The 18,511-nt window shown below is 67.7% G+C and carries 1 protein-coding gene (cut by a window edge); it reads right to left on the reverse strand.

Annotated features, from left to right (window positions below; translation table 11 throughout):
- Nucleotides 1-18,511 carry the 3' portion of a C2 family cysteine protease gene (locus GFY24_RS18235; RefSeq protein ID WP_153806287.1) on the reverse strand. 8,801 nt of this gene lie beyond the right edge of the window, so only the last 18,511 of its 27,312 coding nucleotides appear in the window; its start codon lies beyond the right edge, outside the window; it ends in the stop codon at nt 1-3.

The following is an 18,511-nucleotide window of genomic DNA, read 5'->3' on the forward strand; positions in this document are numbered from 1 at the left end:
TCACAGCCCACCGAGCGCACCCAGATCCATGAAATCCGGTGACGCGGGCGATGTTTCGTCGAAGGGCGGCGCGGGCGCGCCGTCCACCGTCAACTGGATGTCGTTCAACGCCAGCCACGCCCGGCTCAGCCACACGAAGGAGGACTGACCCGGCGGCCGGACGAAGTACTCCTCGCCGCCGGGACCGGCGTCCGAGCGCGATCGAACCTCTCCCGACCACTCCATCATCGCGCCCGCGGGCAGCTGTCCGGCCTCCCCCGGTCCCTCGGCCGCGACGCGCGCGTTGTGCGCCACCGCCACCTGCTGCGCGGCGAGAATGTAATGCGGCCAGGCATTATCGGTATCGGTCAGCAGACTGTGCCAACCGCCGAAACGACGCACCCGCACCCAGCGCGGGCGACCATCCACCACCAACCGAACATCGACCGTGCCGCGCACGGCGTTCTCCTGAATCATCTCCATCACAGCCCCCGGGTCACCCTCGACCAAGGCGCGAAGCTGCCTGACCGCGGCCGCATCCGAATCCCGCAGCCGCGCGAAAATCCGCAAATCCGATTCGAGCGGACCGCTGGACCCCCACAGGCGACCGCCTAAACGTCGCTGCGGCAACCCATTCGGGGCGGCCACCGCTTCCTCCAGCACCGGCTCATCGGCCGCCACATCGTACTCGGTCAAGAACAGCGGACCGGCCGGCAACAGACCCTGTCCGAAGGCCGGCGGCCCCTCCATCTCCAACGGATCCCCGACCGTATGCTCGACCAACGGCAGCTGCGACGGCGGGATCTCGCGCAACTCGACGAAGAACTCCTGCAACCAGTCGCTGGTGCACCAGCGGAACGCGCTCGCACCGGGATCCCGGACATGAAACTGCGTGCTGCCGTTGATATTTCGCGTTTGCCCGTCCCAATCCACGTACGGCAGGTCCGCCAACCGCGCGGCACGCGCACGCGCGTCGCCGATGAACCGCAGGGCCTGATGGTTCGCCGCGAGGATGAGCGGCGCCCAAATCGGATGCCCCTCGGGCAATCCGATATCCACCGGGAAGAAACGACCCACCCGCACCCACCGCGGCGCGTCGTTCACCAGCAGCCGGACATCGACGGAGTTGTCGGCATTCTCGCGCATCATGTCGCGAACGAGGGCAGGGTTGCCGCGGACGAGTTCATCCAGCTGCGCGACCTCCGGCGTGTACACCAGCGCGTTCAAGTCCTCGGCCCGCGGACCGAGTTCCGGCGACCACAGCGGGCCGGTAAACGGAAATACGGGCTCCAAGCCCAATCCGATGGCGGCGGCCCGGTCCACCCAGACCGAGCGATCCGCCAGGCGCAGCAGCAGCTGTCCCGGGCGATCCGCAGTCGGCTCGACATGAATCGGCTGGTTTTCGAACACCGTCACCGGTCCGTCGGCACCCGGAATATCCGCGCCGCGCAGGAACTGCCCGCGCGCCGCCGAATAGCGGAAACCGTTGTCCAGCAGATCGTTTTCCCACACCCAGCCGGTCCGGTTCACCCCGGCGACCCGCAATCTGGTGCCCAGCTCATCGGTGTGCCGATTCGCCGGACTGTCGTGGAATCCCAGTGCGCCACCCGCACGCGGTGTGATCCGCGCGTTCCGATCCGTGCGCAATCGCAGCGCCGGAAGCCGCAGGTACGACGGTTCCCGGGTCACCGGCCGCGGATCCGTGCGGGTATCCGGCAGCCTGCGATTGCGGGAGTTCAATTGCGCCACAGGCAGTTCACCCAGCGGCACCCGGGGCGGCGCGAGCAGCAGCGGCCCCGCCGGCATGGCTGCGGGTGCGACCGGCTCGGACCGCGACGGCTCCGGCTCGGACCGCACCGACTCCGCCCGATCACCGGACACATAGCTCACCATGAACGCATCCGGGGCCTGCGGCGACACCGGCACGACGCCCGGATCGGCGAGAGGCTCTCCGGCCACCGAACCCAATTCACCGAACATGCCCGCGAGCTCATCCGCTGAGAAGAGACCATGATCCGTCGGAACATCGAACAACGCGGTCGGCTCGGGCAACAGCGGCTCCGGCTGAGCACTGGACGCATAGCCGTCCATGAATGCGTCCGGGGCCTGCGGCGACACCGGCACGACGCCCGGATCGGCGAGGGGCTCCTCGGCCATCGAACCGAAGGCGCCGAACACGCCCGCGAGCTCATCCGCCGAGAAAAGACCATGATCGGCGGGAGCGTCGAACAACGCCGACGGCTCGGCGAGCGGCCAACTTTCGGACTGTTCCCCTGCCGAAGACGTAGTTGTCGTCGTAGTCGTAGTCGATGTCTCGCTCCGGGGAACCGTGGCGGTGCCGCTCGCCATCGGACCTTCTTGGACCGCCTCGAGCACGCGCAGGGCCAGCGCCGGCCAGATAGGGGTGGTTTCCGACAGCCACGGGAGGTCGGTGAAGCGATCGACTCGCATCCAGCGCAGGACGCCGTCGACACCGGATTGAATATCGACGGTGCGTGCGGGGTCGTCGTTCTCGCGGAACATCTCCACGAGAATGTGCGGCTCCTGCTCGACCAGCCAGCGCAGGGATTCGATGCGCTCGGGATCCGCCACCAGAGTTTCGAGGTAGTCCAGGTCGGCGACCGCCGGGCCGCCGACATCGAACACCGGGCCCGCGAGCCGGTGCAGCAGAACCAATCCGAGTTCGACGGCGGCGTCGCGGTCCACCCACACCGACTCGCCGTTGTCGCGGTGCAGCAGAATCGCTTCCGAGTCGACGCGCTGCTCCACGACAACGTTTTCACCGACGGCCAACCGCACCGGACCGTAGGGACCGGGCACCGTCGAAATCAACAGGGGCCCAACAGATTCCGTCGGGAAGTTCGCGGCGGGCAACACCTGAACACTCGGACGAAGCGCGCGTAGCACCGGCTCCGAATCCGTTGTGCCATGCGGAGTTCCGGTCGCGGCAGGCTCGTGTGCGGCCAGGTTATCGACGGTGAGCTCGGCGACCCCCGCCGCGGGCCGGGCCGCGGCGGACCATTCGGGCGGCAGCACCGGATGGTCGTGGCCGTCCGGGCCGAGCAGCAGGTGCTCGTCGTCGGCGTCGCGACGACCTTCGAAGCCCGCGGCGGGAATGCCATCGATCCACCCGTGCACCCGGCTTTCCAGCTCCTCGAAATGAGCGGACGCGACAAACCGGGAAATCTGCCGATTCTGGTTCGTGGCGTCGTAGGACGTGTCATTCAGCTCGAGCTGATCGAGGTGAATCGTGTCCGCCTGCACCGCGTTATGCGCCTCGATAATGATCGCGGGCCAGATCGGCAGGTCGGGAGAGGACCACGGCAGCTCGGTCGAGCGCCGCACCCGAACCCAGCGCGGCATGCCATCCACAATCAACAGCACATCGACACTGTTGTCGAAAGTCACTCGCAGCATCCGCACGACCGCACGCGGATCGTCGTTGACCAAATCCAGCAGCTGTTCCACCACTGGGGAATTCGGTAGATGAGCCAGATCGGCGGCCATCGGGCCGGAGGCGCCCCACATCGGACCCGACAGGTCGGTCGGGGGGCGGAGCCCCAACGAGGCGGCGGCTACGGCGGCGTCCAACCACAGCGCGTCACCGCCGCGACGCAGCAGCACCCGGGGAGGCCCGTCACCCTGCGGGTTACGTTCCGGCTCGACAATGAATCGGTCGAATTCGCGCACTCCGAACTGCCGCTCGGTGCCGGCCATATCGTGGAAGGTCACCAGCTCGCGCCGGTAGAGCCGCCCACTGTCGCGCTCCCAGACGTACCCGGCCCCCTCGACCGCGGCAATGGAAACCCACCCCGCCCCATTCGCGCCCCGCACCCAGCGATACTCGACCCCGTCGATCACCCCGTACGTCGCGGGACTGTCCTGCAGGCGCAGGAACCCACCCGGGAACGAACGCAACGGCACCGATGACGCCGTGGGCAGCGACACCTCCCGCCACCGTACCGGCGCGCCCGAATGGACCGGAACCAGTACCGGCGCAGTGGATCTCGCACCGGGCGGGGCCAGACCGAGCGGACCGGCGACCGGCATCAGCGTGAAAGCTCCGCGCATCCGTTCGAACTGCGGAGCCGTCCTATCCAGCTCCTCATCCGGATCCAGCGGATCGGGGAACAGCTGCCGGAAATCGTGATGCAGTTCCAGCCCATGCAGTGCGGTCAGATCCAAGAGAGCCGCGTCATTGTGTTGTTCGGTAATCGGATATTCACCGGTCCGGTCGGACATGGTCCGCAGCAAGCCCCGGTGCACCTCGATTTCCGCGGCCGCCACCGCGGGACGGCCACCCAGCAGTGACGCGTGGGTGATCAGCACATTCTGCTGATCGGCGGCGGGAAGCGCGTACATATTTCCTTGGGCGTCCATAACCATCAGCGCACGCCGGTTGCGCGGGTTCTGATACCACTGCGCCGCCGAACTCTGATCGGCGCTACCCGAACCCATTCGAGCACCCCAGGTGGTATCGAAGAGTCCGCCGTCGAAGGCCCGATACAACAGGCCGTCCGGACCGACCACGATCCGCAGGCGCGCCATCATCCGGGCAGGCAGCGAAACCGAACCGGAATCGTCCGGCAGCACGGCGTCCAATCCACTGTCGGTTTCATTGCGCGGCGGCACCGTTTCACCGGTCCGCCCCATGAGCGGAACGAACTCGTCCTCCGATTCGGAACTCGAGCTCGAACTCGATTCGCTCGAATCCGAGTCGCCGTCCGAGCCGAGACTCGAGGAATACGCTGAACCCACCGGCACAGCCGCCGAGCCCGAATCCGCCACGCTCGAGGTGATACTCGAACCCACCACATCCGGGGTGACGCTCGAATCCACCGCATCCGGGGTGACATTCGAATCCACCACACTCGAGGTGACATTCGAACCGACCACACTCGAGGTGACGCTCGAATCCAGCACGCTCGATGTGACATTCGAGTCCACCGTGCTCAGGGCCGCGAGGCTCGGATCCACCGCACTCGCGGTCGACACATTGTTCGCGGTCGAGGCGTCGCCCAGCGCGTTCCGAACACCGGGAGCCGTGCCCTGGAACCCAACTGCCGCAACCTGTTCGGTGCGCATCTCCTGCTGACCGCCACGCCGGAGCCGGCCCAGGAAATTCCAGCGCCGCCCAGCGGTGCGACGCCACCACGGCAGTCGCGCGGGTTGCGCCGCCGCCGCGGTGACCGGGGCGGAACCACGGTCGCGGCGCAGCACTCGACCCAACCGGCGGACGAAATCGCCGACTACCGCACGAGCGGATCGCCTTCCCGGCGTTCCGATTTCATCGACGCCACCGCGCAGCGACAAACCGGCCGAATTCGCTTCCCCGGCATGGCCGGGTCCACGCTCATAGCTGAGGACGGTGCCGTCCCGCGGCTGCACCGCGACCCAGTAGTGGCCGTCGTCATCGCGTTCACCATCACGGAACAATGCCCGCACCGGCGTATCCGGCCCACCGAAGGGCAAGGGTTCGACCGAACCGTTCCGGAAATACACATCCAGATTCAATTCCAGGGCCTGTGCCGCCGCGGGCAGCAACTGGTCGGCGGCGAGATTATTCCACTGCCCCGGCTCCAGCAAATCCCGCAATTGCGTGGTGAATTCGCGAATACGCGCATCCTGCGGCTCGCCCGCCATGAACCGCCCGAGGTATTTCTCCGGTGTACGAAGCATGGTGTCCACCACGCCCCGCCGGAAGTCCAAATGCGCCTGCTCATCGGTTACCGGAATACCGAGCGAACGAGCCAGCGCATGCCAGAGACAATTGTTCCCCGCCCCGGGCTGCGACTCCCACACGGTATCGCGTTGCGGCGGAACGATTCCGGCGATATCGGCCGCGGTGTGCCGCCCCGCCGACAATCCACCGGCGCCGGCCATCGAGACCTGGCGCTGCACGGGCGCGCCGTGCGCGAACAGAGTTCCCGGCCCGTTCGACGAGAGCTTGATGAACTGATGGAGGTACCGCACCGGCACCACCACCCCGCCGGCGAAGCGGTGCCCCGGCAACCAGGCATTCGGATCGATCAGGCGCAGACCGGTCGCGTGCCCGGTGGCCTCGTCGATGACAATGCCGGAAACGGTATGAGCATGACTGGGACTCAACTGGGTGTGCGGATGCCGGGCCACTCCGGCCGGAAGTACCCCGGTGCCGATTGTCACCGTGTCACCGCGATGGAGCAGATAGGCGATTCGGGACATCACCGACTGGGTCACCGCCGAATCATCGGGGAGAGTGCCGGATTCCCACTGCCGCATGACCGTCAGCACCGGTGTCAACTGCGGCGTCAATTCCCGATACCGCGCGTCACCCAGCACTGCCTCCAGGAACAGGCCGAAACCGGTCGATTTGCGAACATCCTGCTCCTGCAACCAGTTCCAATGCGCATCGGCGATCTCGTCGACGGGTAGTCCGAGGGCGGAAATCCTGTCCCACTCCGCTTGCGAACGATCCCAGGTCCCCGAATTGGTCCAGCGGTCCTGCCAGTCGAACCAGTCCTGCTCGAGATCCAACAGCTCGCGGGCGACTTCCCGGCTGCCCGTCAACTCCGCCAGCACATCGGGACCCAATGCCATCGGATGCGCGAAGGCCATATCGTCCACCGCTCGCGTCGGCCGCGCCCCGTCCCGGGTGTCCGCCGGCCACAGGGCCGCCGCGGTCACCCCGGCGGAGCCGCCGTCGATACCCACGTAACCCAAACCGCCACCGCGGTAGATCGCCCATGCCTTCTCGATCACCGCGGCCCACAATGGCTGACCCGCCTCATGCACCGCATAGACCATCTGCCCGCCATAGGCGTAGAAGCGCCGATCCACCGGAACCCACACCTCACGACGCATCTGTGCACCGGCACCATCGGCGACCTGCTCGGTGAACCTGACCTCCCAATCACCGTCCGCGCGTAGCCGAATCATCGAACGCACCCACTCCGGATGCTGTTCGGCCAAACCGATCAGATCGGCCAAGAGGTAGCAGTCACCGACCTCACCCTGCTTCACATCGCTCGCGGCTGGCAGACCACTCGGTCCGAACAGTGAGCTGGTAACTCGCACCAGACTCGGGATGACCACACCGAGTGGTTCGAGTACGTCTCGTGTGACCGGTCGCCATACGAGCCCGGTGGTCCCGCTCGCGGGGAGCAGTACCAGCATTTGATTCGGATCGCTGTCGTGCAGGCGAACCGCGATATGCCGGCCACCCGTCAGACTCGATGTCGTGCCATCCACCGTGAGAGTGATTCCGCCGGTGGGGATTCGCACCGAGGCCGCCGGGACACGCATCCCGGCTTCGGGTTCGTCCGCCACCGCCGGCGTCACCGCCGGGGCTATTTCCGCGGCGATGTCCTCCGCACGGACCGGCGCGGCGACCGCGTCGATGCCGACTATCGCCGGAGTGTGGAATTCCATTCTCCGCGAGTCATATACGTAACCGAGCCGCCGCAACTCCGCCGGATTCGTCTCGAGCGGCTCATGCGATCCGGGATTCCCGACAATCACCGGGGCATCGGGGTGGCCCGCCGGGTCCCCGGCGATCAGCTTCCACACCGGATACCGGTCCAACTCCGGCCTCGGCTCCGGTACCGGTACCGGTACCGGCTCGTTCTCCTCGGCGAACCCGTTGTCGGGGACACCCTTCAGCCATTCGCCGACCCTGGTATGCGTGGCCGCCAGTTGTTCTCCGGACTCGGCGAGCGGGACCCACACTCCCGCGTTCTCGTCATATTCCCGGTCGCGCAGGGACTGACGGTACTCATGCTGGAGATCATCGGCCGCCGCGGCAACGTGTGCCGTGAGAATCATTGCGGCCCAGATCGGTTCGCCCACGCGCCCGGCGAAGGGCAGATCCGAGAACCTGTCCACCCGCACCCATTGCGGTTTGCCCGCAACCATCAGCAGCACGTCGATATTCCCGTGCGAATCCTCCCGGATCATCTGCCGGATCGCGGACGCGCCATCGGCACTCGCGACCAGATCATGAAGCTGCGCGAGACCCGGATAGTCGGCGAACAGCGCGGCGTCCGGAAGGTCGCCGATCTCCGGCCCCGACGCACTCCGGAAGAGCGGTCCCGCGAGCCGGCGGGGCGGGCGGAGCCCGAATCGGGCGGCCACCGCGGCCGGAACCGACACCGGTCCGAGACCGTTGTGCCGCAACAGGACCCGAAGCGGATCGGCCGGATCGTGCCGCACCACAACCCGATCGTTCACCTCCAGGGCTATCCCCGGGCGGGACGGATCGACGGGATCCCCGCCGAAGCCGACCCGCAGCACGAACCGCCCGGTCTCCGCCGTGGCGAAATATCCGCGCCCGGAGAGTGCGAGCCAGGGCACCCACCCCGTGCCATTCGCTCCGGTCACGAAGAAGAGCTTGTTCCCGAGCTCATTGAAGCGCTGCGCGGCGGGTCCTCCGGTGTAGCGCAGGAAGCCGCCCGGAAGCGGTGCGAGCAGCTGACCCGTCACCGTCCTGACCTCGAATCGCCGCAGGTCACTCGGCAGCGCGAAACGGGCAGCCTGGTGAACCGGTGTCAGCACCGAATCGCTTACCGTGCCGCGCGGTACGAGTGGGATCGGACCGAGCAGCGCGGGGTTGGCGGGAACGGGAACGGACGGCTCCAGCGCGGTCGGAACGGGCGCCCGGTTATGGTCTAGTTCCATTGCCGCCCAGCCGAACTCGTCACTTTCGAGCTCGTCGGCGAAGCGCACATGCCGGAAATCCGAACCCAGTGCCAAGCCGTGCGGCCGGGAACCCAGGAGCTGCAGGGCAGCGGCGTTCATCCCGGAGGTGATCGGGTACTGGAGGCCGAAATCCAGCAGCACGGTGGGCACACCGGCGCGAACCTCGATCAATGCGGACGCGGCCGCGGGCGCACCGCCGAGCAGCGACGCCCAGGTGACCGAGTCGCGGCGCGCGTCATTGGCCGTCATCGTGATCGCGTACATATTGCCGCGCGTATCCATTACCAGGGCCGCGCGCCTATTGACCGGGTCCTGTGTCTCCTGCCAGCGGTCGGACCCGTCCGACCCCATTTTCGAATCCCAGGTGGAGTCGAAGAGGCCACCGTCGACGGCCCGGTACAGCAGGCCGTGCGGACCGACCACGATCCGCAATTCCTCCCGCTGCGCCGGGGAGAGCTGGGTGTACTCGGTACCCGGGACAATCGGCACCCCCGCCGAGATCGGGTCACCGGTCAGCCGCTCGGGCACCGGAATATCCGTGCCCGCGAACATCATTCGAGCATCTCGGGCCGCGGCGAACCCGGCCGCGTCGATGCCGTACTGCTGGTCGCGAATCTCCTGTCCGAAGTCCGGAACGGCGTCGAGGAAAGCCCGATCGTTCGCGTACATCGCCTCCACGGCGGCCTGCGCCTCGAGAATGCGATCGATCCGCGAAACAGCACCCGAGGATCCCTCGGCACGATCCACCCGCACCCACCGCGGTCGGCCCGCCACCGTCAGCAGTACGTCGATTCTGCCCGGACTGTCGAAGCGGATCATATTCAGCAGCGCACTCGGATCGGCGGCGGCGAGCGCCCGCAACTGTTCGACGGCCCGCGAATGACTCGAACCGAGCAATTCCGCGGTCCGGAGGCCGGGATGCGCCACCTGCAATACGGTCGCGGCGGCGCGGGCCGCCGCGAGATGCTCGGCCGGAACCACCGCTATCGGACCGGCCGTATGCGGAGTCGGCACCGGTTGCGGAGTCTCCCGGACGGGCCCGGGAGTCGACGAGATCGCCTCTGGCGCAGAGGTTTCGAGCGTGGCCTTGGCCGGTGCGATCGTATCCGAGCCGTACGCGAATCGGGTCCCGGTGCCGATCGACGACAGCTGGAGGAATTGGTTGAGGTGCCGGAGGTCCACCACCACGCCCGCGGCGAACCGGTGTCCCGGTATCCACCAGTGCGGGTCGATCAGGCGCACGCCCGTCGGCTGCCCGGTGATCTCGTCGACCACGATGCCGGAGACGGTATAGGCGTGGTTCTGGCTCAGCCGGGTATCGGGATGCTCGACCTGTCCGTCCGGCAGATTACGAGTGCCCAGGATCACCGTGTCACCGCGATTCAGCAGAAACGCGATGCGATCCGAAACCCACCGGGTCAGCGGCGAATCATCAAGGGGGGCAGCGGATTCCCACTTCTCCATGGCCGCCGACAAGCGGGTCAGATGCGGCGTCAACTCCGCATAGCGCGCCGGACCGAGCGACTCTTGCAGGAATGCGCTGAAACCGGTCGCCCGGCGGGGATCCTGCTCGCCGAGCCAGCGCCGGAACAGCGCCGTGCCATCGGCGGCGGGCAGTCCGAGAGCGGCGATCCGCTGCCGTTCCGCGGTCGCCAGGTCCCACCTGTCGTTCTCGACCCAATTATCCAGTCGGCCAATCCATTCCGTCTCGAGCTCGAGCACCTCGTGGGCGATCGAGCGCGCGAGGTCCACGCCCGCTTCGTCGGCGACCGGGCCACTCAACAACTCCCCCAGCAGATCCGGACCCAATGCCATCGGATGCGCGAAGGCCGTATCGTCCACCGCCCGCATCGACCGCGCGCGGTCCGCGGTATCCGTCGGCCACAATGCGGCCGCGGTCGCACCGGAGAGTCCGGCGGAGACGCCCGCGTAGCCCTTGTCGCCACCGTGGAAGATCGCCCACGCCTTCTCGATCACCGCGGCCCACACCGGCTGACCCGCCTCATGCACCGCATAGGCCATCCGCCCGCCGTAGGCGTAGAAGCGCTGATCGACCGGAATCCACACCTCACGACGCAGACCATCGCCGGCCGACTCGGTGAACCGCACCTCCCAATCACCATCCGCGCGTAGCCGAATCATCCGGCGCACCCACTCCGGATGCTGTTCGGCCAGACCGATCAGATCGGCCAGCAGATAGCAGTCACCGAGACCGCCCTGCCGCACATCGGCGGCGAGCGGCAGACCGGACGGCCCGAACAGCTCACTGGTCACCCGCACCAGACTCGGCACGTGCACGCCCTGTGCCACCAGCACACTCCGCTCGACCCGATGCCAGGTGGAGTTCGTGCCCGCCGGGTCGAGGACGACAACCTCATCGGGTGCGCTGTCATCCAGGCGAACCGCGACACTCGTCCCGCCCGCCAGGTGCACGGTCTCGCCGAACGAGGTGAAGGTGACGCCGACGTCCGGGATAGCCACCGTTGCTGCGGGGAGACGCTCGGCCGCCGCCGGTTCGTCCGCCGCGGCGGGAGCTATCGCCGGGGTGAATGCCGCGCCGTCGAGGGGCCGGCTCGGATCCGAAGCCTGCGGGAGGTCGATCAGCACCGGCAGGTGGAATTCCCGTGTGCGCTGATCGAATCGGGCACCCAGGGTCCGCAACTCCGCCGCAGTCGTCTGGATCGAATCATCGGTCGCGGGATTCTCGAGAATCAATGATGTTGTCTCGTCCTCCGGGTCTCCGGCCACCAACCGCCACACCGCGGCCGCATGGTCGGCCGGCTCCGGCGCGGACTCCGGACCCTCGGCGAATCCACTCGCGGGCACACCGCTGAGCCAGCGGCCGACCTCGGCGTGCGTGGCCTCGAGCTGATCTCCTGTCTGCGCCAAGGGAATCCACGCGCCGGTCTCCTCGTCATACTCCCGGTCGCGCCGGGCCTGACGGTACTCGTGCTGACGTTCGTCGTCCGTGACGGCGGCATGCGCGGCGAGGATCGCGGCGGGCCAGATCGGATCGACGATGCCCACGGCGAAGGGCAGATCGGTGGAGCGATCCACGCGCACCCATTGCGGCCGACCGGCCACCATCAGCAGGACCTCGATACTGCCCGGTGTGACCTCACGGATCATCCGGCGTACGGCGGCGACGCCGGCGGGGGTGCCGACCAGGTCACGAAGTTGCGCCAGCGCCGGGAATTCGGTGAAGAACGCGGTCTCCGGAAGATCACCGATCGTCGGCCCCGACTCGTCTCGGAAGAGCGGTCCTTCGAGGTCGCGCCGGGGGCGTAAGCCATATCCGGCAGCGACATCCGCCGGAACCGACACCGGCATTTCACCGTCGCGGCGCAGCAGCACCCATCCGGGGTAACGCGAATCCGGTTCCACCACAACCGAATCGTTCACCCGCAGCTGGATTCCGCGCACGTGTTCATCAGCGGGATGCCCGGTGAGGGCGATCCGGAGCACAAAGCCCCCGGACTCCGGATCGGCGAGATATCTACGGCGCGAGAGCGTTTGCGCGGGCACCCAGCCGGTGCCGTTCGCGCCGGTCACGAAGAGCAACGGTTTTCCGTCCGGCCCGAGACGCTGGGCCGCCGGGGCATACGTATGGCGAAGAATGCCACCCGGCAGCGGCGCGAGGTCCACACCGGCTTCGGTCCGAACATCGAATCGCCGTACCGTACTCGCCGGCGTGACGCGGGCAGCCGGGCGAGCCGGTGTCAGCACCGAATCACTCAGTGCGCCTTGCGGAGCCAGCGGGATCGGGCCGGAGAGCGCCGGGCGCGCGACGCTGACGGCGGGCTCCGATTCGGTCGGAACGGGGGTCTTGCCGTCCGGGTCCTGGGTGGCCCAGCCGAGCTCCTCGCGGGTGGGTGCGTCGAACTCCAGGTGCCGGAAATCGTGGCCCAGCACCAGTCCGTGCGGCTGCGATCGCAGGAAATCCCATGCCGCCGTGTTCATTTCGGCGGTGATCTCGTACTCGTCGTCCACCACCGTCATGATCTCGGGTATACCGGCGTGCACCTCGATCAGTCCCGCGGCCGCCGCCGGCGCGCCGTTGAGCAGGGTGGCCGCGGTGATCGAGGCCGGGCGCTCATTGGTTGTGAAGGTGGTCGCGTACATATTGCCGCGCACATCCATCACGAATAGCGCGCGCCGGGTGTAGAAGTCCCGAGGCCGGCTCGGATCATCCTCGGTCCAGGTGGTGTCGAAGAGCCCGCCGTCGATCGCCCGATACAGCAGTCCGCCCGGCCCGACCACGATCCGCAGATCCGCGCGGCGGGCGGGAGCGAGTTCGTGGTACTCCTCGTCGTCGTAGGTCATCGGCACACCGGACAGTTCCGGATCGCCGGTAATCGGCTCGGGCACCGGGGTTTCGGTGCCCGTGAACAGCAGCCGATCATCGGGGACCGCCTCCGCCGCGACCGTCGCCGAGGCCGAGAGCTCCGGGTCGCCGTGCGCGCCCAAGCTGCCCGCACCCATCGAGGCCACCGACACGAATTGGTTGAAATGCCGCTCCGGGACCTCGACCTCGCGCTCGCTCGCTCCGGTAGCGCGCGGACGGTGCGGATTCGTCAGACGCAAACCCGTTGTGAGCCCGGTGATTTCATCGGTCACGAAACCCGAGAAGGTGTAGGAGTGACCACCGAACAGCTCGGTGTGCGGGTGCCGGATCGCCGCGACCTTACGCGTCGAAACAGTAACCGTGTCACCACGTTTCACCAGGTAGGCAATGCGGTCCAGGACCCATCGGGTCAGAATCGAGCCCGGGATCGGCTCGGCCGACTCCCACGCCTTCATCTCGGTCAGCATGGGCGCGAAGGACTCTCCCAGTTCGTCGAATCGCCCGGGAGCCAATGTCTCCTTCAGAAACCTGGCGAAACCGGTCGACTTGCGGGCGTCGTCATCGGAAATCCATTCGGTGAGTTCGGTTTGGAGTGCGTCTCCCACCAAACCCCGGTCCCGCATTTCCTGTGCGGCCTTTTTCGCTCGCTCCGCGGATGCGTGAATCCCGCGGCCGCTCAATCGATCCCGCCAGGCGCTCGCCAGCGCCAGCATCTCATTCGCGATCTCGGTGCCACCGACCAACTCGGCCAGCGCATCCGGGCCCAATGTCATCGGATGCGCGAATGTCGAGTCATCCATCGCACGGGTCTGCTGGACCCGTTCCGCCGTACCCGGCAGCGTCGGCGGGCGCAATGCGGCCGCGGTCCGCCCGGCTCGACCGCCACTGGCACCGGCATATCCGCGATCCCCGCCGCGGTGGATGGCCCATGCCTTCTCGATCAGCGCCGCCCACAGCGGCTGACCCGGCTCATGCGCCGCGTAGGCCATCTTGCCCTTGTAGGCGTAGAACCGGCGGTCCACGGGAACCCACACCTCGCGGCCGTCCGGCTCGATGAATCGCACCTCGAAGTCACCGTCGGCAGGACGCACGCGAATCATGTCGCGAATCCACTGCGGATTCTCCCGCGCCAGATCGATGAGGGCGGCGAGCAGATAGCACGTTCCCGCGGCACCCTGCCGCACATCCTGTGGCTGCGGGCCATGCGGCCCGAACAGGTCGTTGCCGACTCGAATCAGGCTGGGCGCCTTGATACCCAGCTTCCGGAGGTGCGCCTCCGGCACCTGGCGCCAGACCGATCGTCCGCCGCTTCGTCCGGCGTGCACCAGAATCTGCCCGGGCTCGCTGTCATGGCGGCGCAGCGCGACCCTGGAACCCGCAGCGAGATGGACTTCCACGCCGTCGGACTCGAAGTCGACTCCGCCCGCGGGGACGGTGACCGTCGCCGCCGGGACCCGCTCGTGCGGTTCCGGATTGTTCACTACGGCCGCGGCGTGCTGTGCCGCGAGAATGAGGACGGGCCAGATCGGTTCCCATTCCTCGAGCTCGATCGCCAGTGTGGTCGAACGATCCACCCGCACCCATCGCGGGCTGCCATCGACCATGAGCAGTACCTCGAACTGCTCGGCGGCGGGTTCGCCGTCCGCTGTCCCGGGAACAGCTCGCACCATGTTCTCGACGACGTCCGGATGATCGGTGACGAGTGCGCGAAGCTGCGCGATGGCGGCGGCGTCCTGGCCGTCCAGAATTCGCAGATCATCCACCAGTGGGCCGGCGGTCCAGAACAGGGGACCGGGGAGCGGCTCCAGGTGCGGCAGACCCGCGCGCTCGGCCAGGCTCGCTCTGACCGAAACCGCGGCCTCACCGGCCTTGCGTACCAGCACCCGGCCGGCACTGTGGTGATCCAGTTCGACCGAGACCTGCTCGAACACGAAGATATTCACGCGGTCCGGGCGGCCGAGCAATTCCCGCTCTTGAACGAAGTCTCCGCCGACCGTGTCCCGGCGATATCCGCGCCGCCGTAGATCGACCATGGAAACCCAACCGGTCCCGTTCGCCCCGGTCACCCGATAGGACCGGAATCCGACCGCGTTGGTGCGGACCGAATCGGCCGCGTTGTCGAACCCGAAGACACCCTCGGACAACGGATTCAGCGATACACCGTCATCGGTGATGATCGGTTCCGACGTCACCGATACGCGGTACCGCGGCCGGGCGGGATATAGCACCGATTCACCGATCGCACCACGCGGAACCAGCGAGATCGGACCCTCGATCACCGGCTCCGATGCCTGCGGGTAATCCTGTTCCGCCAGTAGCGGATTCGAACCACCGAACAGGTAATCGACTGCCGCCCGGTTCATTTCGGGCGAGGTCCGGTATTCGCCGCCCCGCTCGGAGATGCCGGTGAGAACGCCGGCGCGCACCTCGGCCAGCACTGCCGCGACAGCCGGAGCGCCATTGAGAAGGGTTGCGTGCGTGAGTCTTTCATGACCCTGCCGCGCCTCGGGGACCGCGTACGCATTGCCGTACTCGTCGACCACCATGACCGCGCGTGGAATCGATCCATCCGCGCCGGTTTCCGCGCCCCAGGTGGTGTCGAAAAGGCCGCCGTCGGATCGGTACAGCAGATTCCGCGGACCGACCACGATCCGGTACCGCTCGCGCTCGGCGGGCGCGAGCCAGGAATCCGGGGTCGCGGTCGCGGGCAGTACTCCCCCGAGCGGGCGGTCCGCGGCGCTCTTGCGCTCCGGCACCGGAAGATTGGTGCCCGCGAATATCGGCATGGCCGCCCGGCCGGTGCTGTCGTGTTCCCCGTACTGCTGACGATCGAGCCCACCGAAATCCGGTAGCGCCGCGCGGAAACTCTCGGCCTCGTCGCCGGAATCCCATGCCGCCATGCGTTTACGGAAAATACGCGACGACAGCCCGGTCTCGCGGAGCGTGGTCCTGTCCAGTGACGTGCGCAGGAAGTCGATGAAGCCTTCGGCGTAGCGGACATCGTGCAGTCCGAGCCAGCGCCGGTAGGCGCGGTCGGCGAAATCCGCTGCGAAATCGGGGATTTCGGCCGCGGGAATGCCCTGTGCGGCGGCGGCATCGACACCGGCGGCATGCGCCCGGTGGTAGGCCGCACGGGCGGGCTCCCAGCTGTCGCGATCCTCTTGGGCGCGGTACCACCGGCCCATACGTTCGCGCCACTGCGCCTGCAGGCCCAGTACCGCCCACGCCGCCGCGTAATTACCCGGCGAGTTCGGCGAGGTGCGCAGCGACCTCGTCAAGACGTCCTGCTCCATGGCCATCGGGTGCGCGGCGAAGTCACCGGCCCGCGCGGCATCCGCCGACCAGGTCCAGCCGTTCACGCCGGCGGGCCGCAGGGCCGTCGCGGCCGTCGCGGACCAAGCGGTACGAACTCCCGCGTACCCCTGTTCCTCGCCGTGGTAGATCGCCCATGCCTTCTCGATCACCGCCGGCCACAACGGCTGGCCGGGGATATGCGCCGCGTACGCCATCTCCCCGGCGCTGCCGTAAGCGTGGAACTGCCGATCCACCGCGACCCGGATGCCGCCACCATCCTCGGTGCCGAAGCGCACCTCGAAATTGCCGTCCGATCGTTCCCGCACCATCCGTCGAACCCAATTCGGATGTGCGGCAAGGGAGATCAGCAGGGGCAGCAGGGCCGACGAGCCGACGCCGACCTCGAGAACATCCTCGATACCGACGCTGCCGTCCGCCCGGAACAGTGTGCCCGGCGCATGCACCAGTCGGGGCGCCTCGATACCGAGTGCCGCCGTGTCGACCAGGTGCCAGGCCGCCTCGGCGTCCGACTCCCAAGGATCGAGCACCCAGACCTGATCGGTCGAGGTCTCATGCGGGCGGATCGCGACCACCTCGTCGCCGTCGAATGTCACCGTGCGGCCCGCCGATTCGAACTCGACACCGGCCGCGGGGATGGCGATCGCGGCCGCGGGCTGGTTCAGGAGGTGGTTCACCGGCCGGTCCAGACCGTAGGCGGCGCCTTCCCGCTCCCATCGGTCGTCGAATATCTCGACGGTGGGTGCGGCGCCTCCGGCGATGCGGCGCGCCGCGGCGAAGGCGGCCACCGCATTTCGCACTCGAAGATGACGGGTGCCCAGCAGCGCCGCCGTCGAGCTCATCAATTGCGACACCATCCCGGGGTCGCGCGAGAGCTCATCGTCCAGCCACACCACGGCCGCCGTTTCCACTGCGGGGTTCTCCTGTTTCGCTGCCGCGTACAGGTTCATGGCACTGACCGCGCCGCTGCTCATCGCCGACCGCGTGGACTCGAATCCCGGTACATGCCATGCCACGAACGCGGCGGTGTCGATATCACCGAAGCTCACCACCGTCGCACCGCGCCCACCGAATGCGGCCGGATCGAGCTTCAGCAGATATACGGGCGGGACCGGCAGATCCGACGCGGCCGCGACCTGCCCGGCCTCCAACTCGGCCGCGCCGAGTCGGAGCAGAACCTCTTCGAGCTTTCCGGTATGCGGCTGCGAATTGCCCAGCGCGCCATGCAGATAGCTCCGATTCAGGGTGTCTCGGACCGCGGCGGGAATGCCGTCGGCATTGCGCAGGGTGGCGAACCCGGTCACAAGCCGGTATTGATCTTCCGACGCGAGATTCGAGAATCCCAGATCGGTCCACCATCTCCTGCCGTGATCGGCCCACCACCGCGCGATCTCCCCCGGCCGATAGGCGGTCGCCGGGAAGTGCGGTGGTGCTGAAATGGCTTCCGGCACAGCCGAAGACGGTGCCGTGGGCTGCCCGTCGGAGGCCGCCTCGGCCGCCGCTGCCTCGGCCGCCGCTGCCCCGCCGGCGCGGTCGCGCTCGGATCTGATCGTATCGAGTGTGGGCCCTGCACCGTAGGCGGCCAGCGTGCCCGAGCCCGCGGAGCTGAGCCTGCGGAATTGATTGAGACGTCGCAGTGGCACGGTGATTTCGGCACCGCCGTACGGGTCGCGCACCACCACCCCGGTGGGCGCACCGAGCGGTCCGTTCGCCCGACTCACCCGGACGACGGAGTACGCGTGCCGGCCCCGCAGTGCGTCGGCCGCCGCCGGCCCGCCCGGCAGATGCTGTTTGGTACCCAGGCTCACGGTGTCGCCGCGGCGGAGCAGATAGTCGATCCGCTCCGCCACCCACGCCGCGACCGTCGTGTCGGCAGGGGCGTCATTCGACAGCCAGTTGGTCAGATACCCCTGCAGTCGCTCGCCGCTCGGCGACCACTGGTCGTCGAGAAAGAGCGAGAAGTCGGCGGGATCGTCCTCGAAATCCGCTGTCTCCCAGGCCGGCAGTGTCTCCATGACCGCGGCCGCCACACTGTCGGAACCCAGGAGTTCGGCGAGCTCGGCTCGGCTCATTGTGGCCAGTGCCGACGGAAGAACGTCGTGCTCGTCCATCCGATCGGACACCCGCAGGCTCACCGCTTCCAGCTCCTCGAGCACCATATTGGTGTTCGCGGTGGGCAGTGACTCCCGCAGGTAGTTT

Origin of the sequence: Nocardia sp. SYP-A9097 (assembly GCF_009649815.1) — a bacterium.
GTDB lineage: Bacteria > Actinomycetota > Actinomycetes > Mycobacteriales > Mycobacteriaceae > Nocardia.